The 12514-nt window shown below is 55.3% G+C and carries 12 protein-coding genes; 6 read left to right on the top strand and 6 right to left on the bottom strand.

Annotation, left to right across the window (positions count from 1 at the left end; all coding sequences use genetic code 11):
* Positions 1-2: 2 nt before the first annotated feature.
* Together minD and minC are read right to left on the bottom strand one after the other, a co-directional pair.
* The gene (gene minD / locus ACQG22_RS13890) at positions 3-815 is read right to left on the bottom strand and encodes a septum site-determining protein MinD (RefSeq protein ID WP_013096144.1); all 813 of its coding nucleotides are present in this window, start codon (positions 813-815) and stop codon (positions 3-5) included.
* A 23-nt stretch (positions 816-838) separates the two neighbouring features.
* The gene (gene minC, locus ACQG22_RS13885) at positions 839-1546 is read right to left on the bottom strand and encodes a septum site-determining protein MinC (protein ID WP_129252455.1); all 708 of its coding nucleotides are present in this window, start codon (positions 1544-1546) and stop codon (positions 839-841) included.
* Positions 1547-1669: 123 nt separating this feature from the next.
* On the opposite strand from minC, the gene ACQG22_RS13880 reads away from it, so the two are divergent.
* The 3 genes from ACQG22_RS13880 to ACQG22_RS13870 all read left to right on the top strand — a co-directional run bounded on the left by ACQG22_RS13880 (position 1670) and on the right by ACQG22_RS13870 (position 3185).
* A complete protein-coding gene (locus ACQG22_RS13880) occupies positions 1670-1945 on the top strand; it encodes a YcgL domain-containing protein (protein WP_013096146.1) in 276 nt (91 codons plus the stop codon).
* A gap of 47 nt (positions 1946-1992) precedes the next feature.
* Entirely contained in the window at positions 1993-2652 is a 660-nt protein-coding gene (locus tag ACQG22_RS13875) for a fumarylacetoacetate hydrolase family protein (protein ID WP_346720676.1), read from the top strand.
* A 92-nt stretch (positions 2653-2744) separates the two neighbouring features.
* Complete coding sequence (locus ACQG22_RS13870; protein WP_014832353.1) at positions 2745-3185, top strand: YcgN family cysteine cluster protein; 441 nt, start codon at positions 2745-2747, stop codon at positions 3183-3185.
* A 121-nt stretch (positions 3186-3306) separates the two neighbouring features.
* On the opposite strand, the gene dsbB is transcribed toward ACQG22_RS13870, so the two are convergent.
* Both dsbB and nhaB read right to left on the bottom strand, forming a co-directional pair.
* Positions 3307-3837, bottom strand: coding sequence for a disulfide bond formation protein DsbB (dsbB, locus tag ACQG22_RS13865; protein ID WP_058678600.1), 531 nt, complete (start codon positions 3835-3837; stop codon positions 3307-3309).
* A gap of 46 nt (positions 3838-3883) precedes the next feature.
* A complete protein-coding gene (gene nhaB / locus ACQG22_RS13860; RefSeq protein WP_128310460.1) occupies positions 3884-5422 on the bottom strand; it encodes a Na(+)/H(+) antiporter NhaB in 1539 nt (512 codons plus the stop codon).
* A 201-nt stretch (positions 5423-5623) separates the two neighbouring features.
* Here nhaB and fadR point away from each other — a divergent pair, with 201 nt between their 5' ends.
* The gene (gene fadR / locus ACQG22_RS13855) at positions 5624-6343 is read left to right on the top strand and encodes a fatty acid metabolism transcriptional regulator FadR (RefSeq protein WP_013096152.1); all 720 of its coding nucleotides are present in this window, start codon (positions 5624-5626) and stop codon (positions 6341-6343) included.
* A gap of 81 nt (positions 6344-6424) precedes the next feature.
* Here the strand turns inward: fadR and ACQG22_RS13850 are convergent, their stop codons facing one another.
* Complete coding sequence (locus tag ACQG22_RS13850; RefSeq protein ID WP_013096153.1) at positions 6425-7957, bottom strand: SpoVR family protein; 1533 nt, start codon at positions 7955-7957, stop codon at positions 6425-6427.
* A gap of 320 nt (positions 7958-8277) precedes the next feature.
* On the opposite strand from ACQG22_RS13850, the gene ACQG22_RS13845 reads away from it, so the two are divergent.
* The gene (locus ACQG22_RS13845) at positions 8278-9576 is read left to right on the top strand and encodes a D-amino acid dehydrogenase (RefSeq protein WP_014832348.1); all 1299 of its coding nucleotides are present in this window, start codon (positions 8278-8280) and stop codon (positions 9574-9576) included.
* Between the two features lie 9 nt (positions 9577-9585).
* Positions 9586-10656 (top strand): catabolic alanine racemase DadX, encoded by a 1071-nt coding sequence (dadX, locus tag ACQG22_RS13840; RefSeq protein WP_013096156.1) that lies wholly within the window; start codon positions 9586-9588, stop codon positions 10654-10656.
* Between the two features lie 47 nt (positions 10657-10703).
* On the opposite strand, the gene ACQG22_RS13835 is transcribed toward dadX, so the two are convergent.
* The gene (locus ACQG22_RS13835) at positions 10704-12437 is read right to left on the bottom strand and encodes a potassium/proton antiporter (RefSeq protein WP_013096157.1); all 1734 of its coding nucleotides are present in this window, start codon (positions 12435-12437) and stop codon (positions 10704-10706) included.
* Between the last annotated feature and the right edge of the window lie 77 nt (positions 12438-12514).

Genomic DNA, 12514 nt, shown 5'->3' with positions numbered 1-12514 from the left:
ACTTATCCTCCGAACAGGCGTTTGAGGAAACCTTTCTTCTCTTCTTCAATGAAGCGGAAAGGACGTTCTTCTCCCAGCAGACGGTCAACCGTATCCGCATACGCTTTACCGGCATCTGCTGTTGTATCAAGGATCACTGGCTCGCCCTGGTTAGAGGCGCGCAGCACGGACTGGTCTTCCGGGATGACGCCCACCAGTTTAATGCGCAGGATCTCCAGCACGTCTTCCATGCTCAGCATGTCACCTTTGTTTACGCGGCCCGGGTTATAGCGGGTCAGCAGCAGGTGCTCTTTAATCGGGTCTTCGCCATTTTCCGCACGGCGGGATTTGGATGCGAGGATCCCGAGAATGCGGTCAGAGTCACGGACGGATGACACTTCAGGGTTCGTGGTGATGATCGCTTCATCAGCGAAATAGAGCGCCATCAGGGCACCGGTTTCGATACCGGCAGGGGAGTCACAGACAATGAAGTCGAACTCCATTTTTTTCAGCTCATCGAGCACCTTTTCAACCCCTTCGCGGGTCAGGGCGTCTTTGTCACGCGTCTGAGAGGCCGGGAGGATATAAAGGTTCTCGGTGCGCTTGTCTTTAATCAGCGCCTGGTTAAGGGTGGCATCGCCCTGAATCACGTTTACGAAGTCATACACGACGCGACGTTCACAACCCATAATCAGGTCGAGGTTACGCAGACCGATATCGAAATCGATAACGACGGTTTTCTTTCCCTTCTGGGCCAAACCAGTAGCGATGGCCGCGCTGGAGGTGGTCTTGCCAACGCCTCCTTTACCCGAAGTAACAACAATAATGCGTGCCATAGAAATTCCTTGTTAAAAAGGGATCAATTCAACGGTTGAACGGTCAACGCGTCGTCTGCCAGTCGCAGACGAGCCGCTTTGCCATAAAATTCGGCTGGGATCTTGTCGCTCAGCCAATATTCACCTGCGATGGACACCAGTTCCGCAGTCAGGTGAGTACAAAATATTTGTGCGTCCCGATCGCCACTCGCCCCGGCGAGTGCACGCCCACGCATCATACCGTAAACGTGAATATTGCCATCTGCAATCAGCTCAGCGCCAGCGCTGACGTGGCTTGTAACAATTAGATCACAGTTTGGTGCATAAATGCGCTGTCCGGAACGAACCGGCACATCAATCATTCGCGTTTTTGTGAGGGCGGTAACGTTTTGTACCGCAGGTGGGGGCGTTTCAACGGCAACGGGGGCCGCACGTGGGGCTTTTTCTTTGCCTTCGTTCAGAAGAGGCAGTCCCGCACGGTCGATTTCCGCTTTCAGCTCAGGATCTTTACAGCCGCTGATGCCCACAATGCGCAGACCGGTAGAGGAGACGGCCTGCTGGAGTTGTTTCCAGTTAACCGGGGATTCCAGACCACTGACATTGATAACAACAGGGGCGTGTTTCAGAAAGGCGGGAGCCTGAGCGATTTTGTCTTCTAACGCCTGACGAATAACCTCGGGTTTTGCATCATGCAAATGTACCACTGATAAGGTGAAGCTACTGCCTTTAAGCTCGATGGGCGTGTTTGACATCCTGGCCTTACTCAATTTGCTATTAACCGCAACCACTCGCTGCGATATTCCGAAGAGTATCAGGCATGTTATAGTCAGGAGTATATTGAGGCAAGCAACCACCTATGAATTCAGAGTAAAAACATGTTTTGTGTGATCTACAGAAGTACAAGCCGCGACCAGACCTATCTTTATGTCGAAAAGAAAGACGATTTTTCCCGCGTGCCAGAAGAATTAATGAAGAGCTTTGGCCGACCTCAGCTGGCGATGCTGCTGCCGCTCGACGGTCGTAAGAAACTGGTTAACGCCGATCTGGAAAAAGTTAAAACGGCCTTAACGGAGCAAGGCTATTATTTACAGCTTCCGCCACCTCCCGAGAATTTATTAAAACAGCATCTTGAGGCGACCGGTAAAAAATAGCCTCACCTGTTTTCGGGCATAACACATCAACCGTTTAGGGGTCGACCATGTATCAACATCATAACTGGCAAGGTGCATTACTGGATTATCCCGTCAGCAAAGTGGTTTGCGTGGGCAGCAATTATGCCAAACACATTCAGGAGATGGGCAGCGCGACGCCAGAAGAGCCGGTGCTGTTCATTAAGCCGGAAACCGCGCTTTGCGATATCCGCCAGCCGCTGGCACTGCCGCAGGGACTGGGTTCAGTGCATCATGAAGTGGAGCTGGCGGTGCTGATTGGCGCGACGCTACGCCAGGCCTCCGAAGAGCATGTGCAAAAAGCTATCGCCGGTTACGGCGTGGCGCTGGATCTGACGCTGCGTGAGGTACAGGGCAAGCTGAAGAAAGCAGGGCAGCCGTGGGAAAAAGCCAAAGGCTTTGATAATGCCTGCCCGATCTCGGGTTTTGTTCCGGTCGGCGAATTTACCGGCGATCCACAGAACACGTCCCTCAGCCTGAAAGTGAACGGTGAGATCCGCCAGCAGGGTACCACGGCAGATATGATCCATAAGATCGTGCCGCTGATTGCCTATATGAGCCGCTTCTTTACCCTTAAGCCGGGTGATGTGATCCTGACCGGTACGCCAGAAGGTGTCGGCCCTCTTAGCGGTGGAGACGAACTGGACGTGAGCTTTAACGGCCTGTCACTGAAAACCCGCGTGCTGTAAACGCATTTTGCCGCCCCTCAGGGCGGCAAAACTTGCATCAACGTGCCAGACTCGTTATAAGGTGCGCTTTCTTTTGACGTGTGGACATCCTGATGAACGACATCCCTTTCTGGCAACGCAAAACTCTCGACGAAATGACAGACGTGGAGTGGGAGTCGTTATGTGACGGCTGCGGGCAGTGCTGCCTGCATAAGCTCATGGATGAAGACACTGATGAAATCTATTTCACCAACGTTGCCTGTAAGCAGTTAAACATCAAAACCTGCCAGTGCCGCAACTACGAGCGCCGCTTTGAGTTCGAGCCGGACTGCATTAAGCTCACCCGTGAGAACCTGCCGACGTTTGAATGGCTGCCGCATACCTGCGCGTATCGCCTGCTGGCGGAAGGGAAGGATCTGCCGACATGGCACCCCTTGCTGACCGGCTCTAAAGCGGCCATGCACGGCGAGCGTATTTCGGTGCGCCACATCGCGGTGAAAGAGTCCGAGGTGCGGGACTGGGAAGACCACATTATGAATCACCCGACCCGGTGATAAATAAAAACCCGCCTCGGCGGGTTTTTATTGGGGTGCGGCCTGATGCCCTCACCCCAACCCTCTCCCACGGGAGAGGGCGCAAAAACTAAAAACGGCAACTATCGTTGCCGTTTTGCTTTTACCTTCCGAACAGATCGCGCTTCTTCGGCTTAAACGGCTGAGCAATTAGCACCAGCAGCGCCACGACGAAGTAGGCCACAAAAATGCCCACCAGCCACTGCGGCATCTCCAGCGACAGGAATTCCCACTGACGTACTGAGCAGTCACCGGAAGCGACAAACACCTGCGGCAGCCATTTATCCAGCGGCAACCAGCTCGGGAAGCGGGCAGCGAAATCACAGGTCATAAACGGCGACGGGTGCAGTTGCATCATGGCGTGCTGCCAGGAAAGCTCAATCCCTTTCCAGGCGCTGTACAGCCAGACCGCGATAGCGACGTAGCGGAGCGGTGTTTTAGGTGCAATCGCACCCAACAGACCCGCGCCCATGACGCCAAACAGCGCGCAGCGCTCGTAGATACAGAGCACGCAGGGTTTGAGTCCCATCACATGCTGGAACCACAGCGCGACCATTTCCAGCGCAAAGGCGGTCAGGGCCATTAACAACCATGCTCCGCGACCGCGGGAGCACTGGTTTAAAAATCTCAACATAATCATTTCCCTGGAACATGCTTAGAAAGCGCAGTGTAAACGAATTTTAATGCGCCGCAAGTATACCCGCTTGTATCAGCCATTGCGTACAGGGAATGAGGGTAATTTTGACGCAAAGCAATCCCACAATGGTGAGCACCAGCGTATAGGGCAGCGCCATCCAGACCATCTTTCCATAAGAAAGACGTATGAGTGGCGCGAGGGCCGAGGTCAGCAGGAACAGGAACGCGGCCTGTCCGTTTGGCGTCGCCACCGACGGCAGATTGGTGCCGGTATTAATGGCAACCGCCAGCAGCTCGAACTGCCCGGCGTTGATAATGCCTTCTTCCATCGCCGCTTTGGCTTCATTGATGTAGACCGTGCCGACAAAAACGTTATCGGAGATGGATGACAGCAGGCCGTTGAACAGATAGAAGAGCGACAGTTGCGCGTCGGGCGCCGCCTGCAGTACAAAAGTAATAATCGGGGCGAACAGGTGTTGGTCGATAATCACCGCCACCACCGCAAAGAAGACCGCCAGCAGCGCGGTAAACGGCAGGGCTTCGGTAAAGGCTTTACCGATAGCATGTTCATCCGTTACCCCGCTAAAGGTCGTCGCAAGAATAATAACTGAAAGACCAATCAGCCCGACTTCGGCAAGATGGAAAGCCAGCGCGACGATAAGCCAGAGACCGATGATCCCCTGCGCAATCAGACGCAGCGTCTCCTGGCGCGTGCGCTGCGTACGGTTCTGCTCGTCGAATTTATGCAGCTCTTTGCGAACTGGCTCAGGCAACTGCGCACCGTAGCCGAAAACGTTGAATTTCTCGACCAGGATACAGGTCGCTAACCCGCAGACGAACACGGGCAGGCTGACCGGGGCCATGCGCAGGAAAAACTCGCCAAAATGCCACTCAGCCGCTTTGGCGATGATCAGGTTTTGCGGCTCACCTACCATGGTCATCACGCCACCTAATGCGGTACCGACGCCTGCGTGCATCATCAGGCTGCGCAGAAACGCGCGGAACTGTTCCAGCACCTCACGGTTATGCGCCTCGACGTGGCTGTCGTCCTGCAAATCCTCGCCCGGACGGGACGATGCCACGCGGTGATAAATGCCGTAAAACCCGACGGCAACGCTGATGACCACCGCCACGACGGTTAGTGCATCCAGGAAGGCCGAAAGGAATGCGGCAGCAAGGCAGAACGCCAGCGACAGCATCGTTTTAGACGGAATGCTAAGCAACAGGCGGGTGAAGATAAACAGCAGCAGCTGTTTCATAAAGTAGATACCGGCCACCATGAAGATCAGCAGCAGAAGCACTTCAAGGTTGGATGCCAGCTCGGCTTTGACATGTTCTGCGCTCGTCATACCGATAACCACGGCTTCAAAAGCCAGCAAACCACCCGGCAGCAGGGGATAACATTTCAGCGCCATGGCCAGGGTGAAGATAAACTCCGCCACCAGCAGCCACCCGGCGACGAACGGAGTGATACTAAAAATAATGGGATTAACAACCAGGAAAACCAGAAGTATCAGTTTGTACCAGTCAGGAGACTGGCCTAAAAAATTGCGCCACAGCGCGCGCCCAAAAGAAATTTCCACAACAGACGTCCTTCCCCGTCAGGTAAAACAAAACATCAGTATACGCAAAAAACGCGGGGCAGAGGCGGATAAGCGTGTATTGTAAATTTCACGAAAATAAAACAGCGATCCCTCTTTTCTCTCTTTCACGCGCTACCTGCCATTGCATGCCTCTGGTATGATGAGTGCAATTTGCAAAAGCTGTGTAATGGAAATCTCACTATGGTCATTAAGGCGCAGAGCCCGGCGGGTTTCGCGGAAGAGTACATCATTGAAAGCATCTGGAATAATCGCTTCCCTGCGGGATCCATTCTTCCGGCTGAACGCGAACTCTCTGAACTGATTGGCGTCACTCGCACCACGCTGCGTGAAGTGCTCCAGCGACTGGCGCGCGATGGCTGGTTGACGATCCAGCACGGTAAGCCAACGAAAGTAAACAACTTCTGGGAAACCTCCGGGCTGAACATTCTTGAAACGCTGGCGCGCCTCGATCACGAAAGCGTGCCACAGCTGATCGACAATCTGCTCTCGGTGCGTACCAACATTGCGACAATCTTTATTCGTACCGCTTTTCGTCAGCATCCGGAAGACGCGCTGCAGGTGCTTGCCAGCGCGAACGAAGTGGAAGATCACGCGGATGCCTTTGCCACGCTCGATTACAACGTTTTCCGCGGACTGGCGTTTGCCTCCGGTAACCCGGTGTACGGTCTGATCCTGAACGGCATGAAAGGGCTGTATACCCGTATCGGTCGCCACTACTTTGCTAACCCCGAGGCGCGCAGCCTGGCGCTGGGCTTCTACCATAAGCTCAGCAAGCTCTGTACTGAAGGCCTGCACGATCAGGTGTATGAAACGGTGCGCCGCTACGGCCACGATTCCGGTGAAATCTGGCACCGGATGCAGAAAACACTGCCGGGTGATTTAGCCATTCAGGGCCGCTGAAATAAAAAACCTCTCAAGTGAGAGGTTTTTTTCGCCCGGTGGCGCTTCGCTTACCGGGCCTACAAAACCCGGCAAAAACCATTACAATGTATTCAACCGCGCCGGGCAACGTTCCAGCAGCTCCACGCTGCCATCTTCATTCTGCTGCTCCAGCAGTACATCAAAGCCCCACAGGCGATGCACATGCTTCAGCACCTCTTTGCGTCCTTTATCCAGCGGGGCCCGGTTGTGCGGAATATAGCGCAGCGTCAGGGAGCGATCGCCGCGTAAATCCACGTTCCATACCTGAATGTTGGGTTCAAGGTTGCTCAGGTTGTACTGGGAGGAGAGGCGAGAACGGATCTCACGGTAACCTTCCTCGTTATGGATCGCCGAAATCTCCAGGTAGTTATTGCGGTCGTCATCCAGCACGGTGAAGAAGCGGAAATCACGCATGATCTTCGGCGACATAAACTGGCTGATGAAGCTCTCATCCTTAAAGTCACGCATCGCGAAATGCAGCGTTTCCAGCCAGTCAGAGCCGGCGATATCCGGGAACCAGTATTTATCTTCTTCCGTTGGCGACTGGCAGATGCGTTTAATGTCCTGGAACATCGCAAAGCCGAGCGCGTACGGGTTAATGCCGCTATACCACGGGCTGTTGTAAGGCGGCTGGAACACCACGTTTGTATGGCTGTGCAGGAACTCCATCATGAACCGCTCGGTGACTTTCCCCTCATCGTACAGATGGTTAAGGATGGTGTAATGCCAGAAGGTGGCCCAGCCTTCGTTCATCACCTGGGTCTGTTTCTGCGGATAGAAATACTGGCTGACCTTACGCACAATGCGCAGGATCTCACGCTGCCACGGCTCCAGCAGCGGCGCGTTTTTCTCCATAAAATAGAGCAGGTTTTCCTGCGGCTCAGACGGGTAGCGACGCGCTTCGGCAACCGCTTTCTCTTCTTCACGTTTCGGCAGGGTGCGCCACAGCATATTCACCTGGCTTTGCAGATACTCTTCGCGGCTTTTCTGCCGCGCTTTCTCCTCCTGAAGGGAGATTTTCTGTGGACGTTTGTAGCGATCAACGCCGTAGTTCATCAGCGCGTGACAGGAGTCGAGCAGTTTCTCCACTTCGTCCACGCCGTAGCGCTCTTCGCAGTCGGTAATGTACTTACGCGCGAAGATCAGGTAATCGACAATCGAGCTGGCATCCGTCCAGCTGCGGAACAGGTAGTTATTCTTGAAGAACGAGTTATGCCCGTAGCAGGCATGCGCCATCACCAGCGCCTGCATGGTAATGGTGTTCTCTTCCATCAGGTAGGCGATACACGGATTGGAGTTGATCACGATCTCATACGCCAGCCCCTGCTGGCCGTGCTTATATAAGCGCTCCGTTTCAATGAATTTTTTACCAAACGACCAGTGCGGATAATTGATCGGCATCCCGACGCTGGAGTAGGCGTCCATCATCTGCTCGGACGTAATGACTTCAATCTGATGGGGATAGGTATCCAGACGATACAGTTTTGCCACCCGGTCGATTTCGGCGAGATAGACATCCAGCAACTCGAAGGTCCAGTCGGGTCCATCGCTCAGACGTGTGCTGTCCTTATTCAGGGAATCAATAGTAGCCATTAGCGCGCCCTCGTTGTGGGAGCTCTCTCTGTCTGGAGAGCCTCCTGATAAGCATAGATCACCGTGTTAAAAAGCGTGCTGGAGCAGAAATTTTTTCTTTGCGATTTCCCGTTTTTGATGCGGCAAAAAAAGCGGTCTTCACAGAATTTTATACTGGTTAAAAATAACGCGCAGCAGGAGATCCCAAATTCGCCTCATCCCCTGATGCTGGGGGGTGTGTGAGGTAAGTCACCATAAAAAAGTCGTATGTTGAATAATATTTTCAACTAGGTTATCAATCTGTAATTAGAAGATTGTTCTTTTGCACATATGGAGTGGCTATGCGTGTTGTCATACTGGGAAGTGGTGTCGTTGGCGTAACCAGCGCCTGGTATTTAAGTCAGGCGGGACATGACGTGACCGTTATCGATCGTGAGTCAGGGCCTGCGCTGGAAACCAGTGCGGCGAACGCCGGACAGATCTCTCCGGGCTATGCCGCGCCGTGGGCGGCACCCGGCGTTCCGCTGAAGGCAATTAAGTGGATGTTCCAGCGCCATGCGCCGCTGGCCATCAGCCTCGACGGCACCCAGTTCCAGCTGAAGTGGATGTGGCAGATGCTGCGCAACTGCGACACCCGGCACTACATGGAAAACAAAGGTCGGATGGTGCGTCTGGCGGAATACAGCCGTGACTGCCTGAAAGCACTGCGCGCCTCCACCGGTATTGAGTACGAAGGTCGCCAGGGCGGCACGCTGCAGCTGTTCCGCACGGCGCAACAGTATGAAAACGCCACCCGTGATATTGCCGTGCTGGAAGATGCGGGCGTACCGTATCAACTGCTCGAAGCGAGCCAGCTTGGGCAGGTTGAACCGGCACTGGCAGAAGTGTCGCACAAGCTGACGGGCGGCCTGCGTTTGCCGAATGATGAAACCGGCGACTGCCAGCTGTTTACGCAGCGTCTCGCGCAGATGTGCGAGCAGGCGGGGGTGAAATTCCGCTTTAATACCGCGGTCGACAAACTGCTGTCTGAAGGCGGCAGTATCTACGGCGTGAAGTGTGGCGATGAAGTCATTAAAGCGGATGCCTACGTCATGGCGTTTGGCTCCTATTCCACCGCGATGCTGAAGGGCATTCTCGACATTCCGGTTTACCCGCTGAAGGGCTACTCCCTGACCATTCCGGTAAAAGAGGACAGCGGGGCGCCAGTTTCCACCATTCTGGATGAAACCTACAAAATCGCCATTACCCGCTTTGATAACCGCATCCGCGTTGGCGGGATGGCGGAGATTGTCGGCTTTAACACCGAGCTGCTGAAGCCGCGCCGTGAAACGCTGGAGATGGTGGTGGGCGACCTGTTCCCGCGTGGCGGTTTTGTCGAGCAGGCAACCTTCTGGACCGGGCTGCGTCCAATGACGCCAGACGGCACGCCAATTGTTGGCCGTACGCCGTTCAAAAACCTGTGGACCAATACCGGCCACGGTACGCTTGGCTGGACAATGGCCTGCGGCTCAGGCCAGCTGCTTAGCGATTTGATATCCGGGCGCACGCCGGCAATTCCGTTTGACGATTTAAGTGCCGCACGCTATCAATCGGGGTTTACCCCTTCGCGTCCACAGCACCTGCACGGCGCGCATAACTAAGGAGTTGTCATGTCCCGTCCTGTTCTGGCTCAGCTCGATTTGCAGGCCCTGAAGGATAACCTGCAAATTGTTCGCCGGGCGGCGCCAGGTTCACGCGTCTGGTCGGTGGTGAAAGCCAATGCCTACGGCCACGGTATCGATCGTATCTGGAGTGCGCTCAGCGCCACCGATGGTTTTGCGTTACTGAATCTGGAAGAGGCCATTCTGCTGCGCGAGCGCGGCTGGAAAGGGCCCATTCTGTTGCTTGAGGGGTTCTTCCACGCCGACGATCTGCCGCTGCTGGATAAGTACCGGCTGACCACCAGCGTTCACAGCAACTGGCAAATTAAAGCGATTCAGGATGCAAAACTGCATGCACCGCTGGATATTTATCTCAAGGTGAATAGCGGTATGAACCGCCTGGGCTTCCAGCCTGAGCGGGTCCATACGGTATGGCAACAGCTGCGCGCCCTGAAGAACGTGGGCGAAATGACGCTGATGGCGCATTTTGCCGATGCGGAAAAACCGGACGGTATTGCCGATGCGATGGTGCGCATTGAGCAGGCAGCAGAAGGGCTGGATTGCCCACGTTCGCTCTCCAACTCAGCGGCCACACTGTGGCATCCTGAGGCGCATTATAACTGGGTACGCCCGGGCATTGTCCTTTATGGCGCCTCTCCCTCAGGCCAGTGGCAGGATATCGCCAACAGCGGCCTTAAGCCGGTGATGACCCTGCGCAGCGAAATCATCGGTGTACAGACGCTGAAGGCCGGCGATACGGTGGGCTACGGCAGCCGTTACCGGGCGACGGGCGAGCAACGGATTGGTATTGTGGCGGGCGGTTATGCTGACGGCTACCCGCGTATCGCGCCGAGCGGTACGCCAGTCTGGGTAGACGGGGTGCGTACGGGAACGGTGGGCACCGTCTCCATGGATATGCTGGCCGTTGATCTCACGCCATGTCCGCAGGCGGGCATTGGTTCCCCGGTCGAGCTGTGGGGTAACGAAGTCAAAATTGATGACGTGGCTGCCGCGGCGGGGACGGTAGGGTATGAACTGATGTGCGCGCTAGCCCCAAGAGTGCCGGTTGTGACGGTGTAACGTGTCTGTGTGCCGGGTAAGCGTCAGCGCCACCCGGCAAAAAACCACTACTCCACGTCCTCTTCCATCGGCCGCAAACCGACTTTCCGCACTGCGTTATCTTCTTTCTCTGCTACGGTCCAGATCATCCCGGCAAACTCCACCTGGTCACCCACAACCGGGGCCGCACCAAGGCGCTGCTGGATAATTTCGCCCAGCGTTTGCTGGTTATCGTCGCCTTCAGCACCTTCATCCAGCCCATAAATCAGGGCCACATCCGCAAACCTGGCGCTGGCTTCCAGAATAAAATCGCCGAAGAAACGCTGATCCAGCGCCACCGGAGGCGACTGGCTGAACAGTTTACCCAGGGCGGGCAGGTCCCGCTCGCGGCCAATCACACACAGAATATCGCCTTCGCGTAGCCGGGTGCTGCCGGTTGGGTGCAGCAGGACATTATCGCGGAACAGGGCGGCAATTCGCGTTTCCGCAGGCATGTGCAAATCGCGCAGCGATGCCCCCACGCACCATTTATCGGCGCTGAGCTGGTAAACAAACTGTTCCCACGGGTTTTCCGGGTGAATATCCAGCCCCACGCGGGAAACCGGCCAGCCCACAGGAGGAACCACCACTTTGGCTTTTTTCGCTGCCCACCCGAGCGAGGTTCCCTGGAACAGCAGCGAGATCAGCACCACGAAGAAGGCGACGTTAAAGAACAGCCGCGCGTTATCCAGTCCTGCCATCATCGGGAAGACAGCCAGGATAATGGGCACCGCGCCGCGCAGCCCCACCCAGCTGATAAAGACCCGTTCGCGCAGGTTGAAGCCGCGAAACGGCAGCAGACCGGCAAACACCGACAGAGGGCGTGCGAAGAAGATCATCCACGCCGATAAAATCAGCGCCGGAACGGCAATCGGCAGCAGGTCTGACGGCGTCACCAGCAGGCCCAGCACGAGGAACATCCCGATTTGCGCCAGCCAGGCCAGCCCGTCGAAGTTCTGCAAAATGGCGTGACGGTTGCGAATAGGGCGATTGCCCAGCAGGAAGCCGCAAAGATAAACCGCGAGGATCCCGCTGCCGTTCAGCGCAGTGGTGACGGCAAAAATCAGAATGCCGCCGCTCAGGGCAAGCAGCGGGTAGAGCCCCGAAGGCAGCGATATCCGGTTGATCGTCTGCTGAAGCAGGTAACCCCCGGCCAGGCCGAGCGCAATCCCCAGGCCGAACTGCTGCAGGATATGCAGGACAAACATCCAGCTTAAGCCCGTTTCATGCTGCTGGATCATCTCTATCAGCGTGATGGTGAGAAATACTGCCATCGGATCGTTACTGCCGGATTCAATCTCAAGCGTGGACCCGACGCGTTCGTTCAACCCTTTGCCCCCCAGCAGGGAAAACACCGCCGCCGCGTCGGTTGAGCCGACAATCGCGCCAATCAGTAAACCTTCCATCAGATCGAGATGGAACAGCCACGCCGCCATCATGCCGGTCAGACCGGAGGTAATTAACACCCCGACCGTCGCCAGCGACAGGGCGGGCCCCAGCGCCACGCGAAATGAGCTCGCCTGGGTGCGCATCCCGCCGTCGAGCAGGATCACCGCCAGCGCAAGGTTACTGATCATGTAAGCGAAAGGGTAGTTATCGAAAGGAATACCGCCGATACCATCGACACCCGCCAGCATGCCGATGGCAAGGAAAATAACAAGAATAGGTATGCCGAGACGCGATGAAAATGAACTTAATAAAATACTACAGGTTACGAGCACAGAACCCAGAATGAAAAGACTGATTATCGCTGTGGCATCCAATGTTGTCTTACTCCCACCTCAATGTTAATGCTGTTACTAAAACCCTAACATATTAACGACGGAAACAGCGGTTTATT

Source organism: Enterobacter cloacae complex sp. 309I3, from assembly GCF_050031595.1.
Classification (GTDB): Bacteria; Pseudomonadota; Gammaproteobacteria; order Enterobacterales; family Enterobacteriaceae; genus Enterobacter; species Enterobacter cloacae.
This window is presented reverse-complemented; position numbering and strand designations above follow the sequence as displayed.

Bases quoted from the DNA above. Each gene is read 5' to 3' on its own strand.
- minD (WP_013096144.1), bottom strand. From the start codon at position 815: ATGGCACGCATTATTGTTGTTACTTCGGGTAAAGGAGGCGTTGGCAAG.
- ACQG22_RS13880 (WP_013096146.1), top strand. From the start codon at position 1,670: ATGTTTTGTGTGATCTACAGAAGTACAAGCCGCGACCAGACCTATCTT.
- minC (WP_129252455.1), bottom strand. From the start codon at position 1,546: ATGTCAAACACGCCCATCGAGCTTAAAGGCAGTAGCTTCACCTTATCA.
- ACQG22_RS13875 (WP_346720676.1), top strand. From the start codon at position 1,993: ATGTATCAACATCATAACTGGCAAGGTGCATTACTGGATTATCCCGTC.
- ACQG22_RS13845 (WP_014832348.1), top strand. From the start codon at position 8,278: ATGCGTGTTGTCATACTGGGAAGTGGTGTCGTTGGCGTAACCAGCGCC.
- ACQG22_RS13870 (WP_014832353.1), top strand. From the start codon at position 2,745: ATGAACGACATCCCTTTCTGGCAACGCAAAACTCTCGACGAAATGACA.
- dadX (WP_013096156.1), top strand. From the start codon at position 9,586: ATGTCCCGTCCTGTTCTGGCTCAGCTCGATTTGCAGGCCCTGAAGGAT.
- ACQG22_RS13850 (WP_013096153.1), bottom strand. From the start codon at position 7,957: ATGGCTACTATTGATTCCCTGAATAAGGACAGCACACGTCTGAGCGAT.
- fadR (WP_013096152.1), top strand. From the start codon at position 5,624: ATGGTCATTAAGGCGCAGAGCCCGGCGGGTTTCGCGGAAGAGTACATC.
- dsbB (WP_058678600.1), bottom strand. From the start codon at position 3,837: ATGTTGAGATTTTTAAACCAGTGCTCCCGCGGTCGCGGAGCATGGTTG.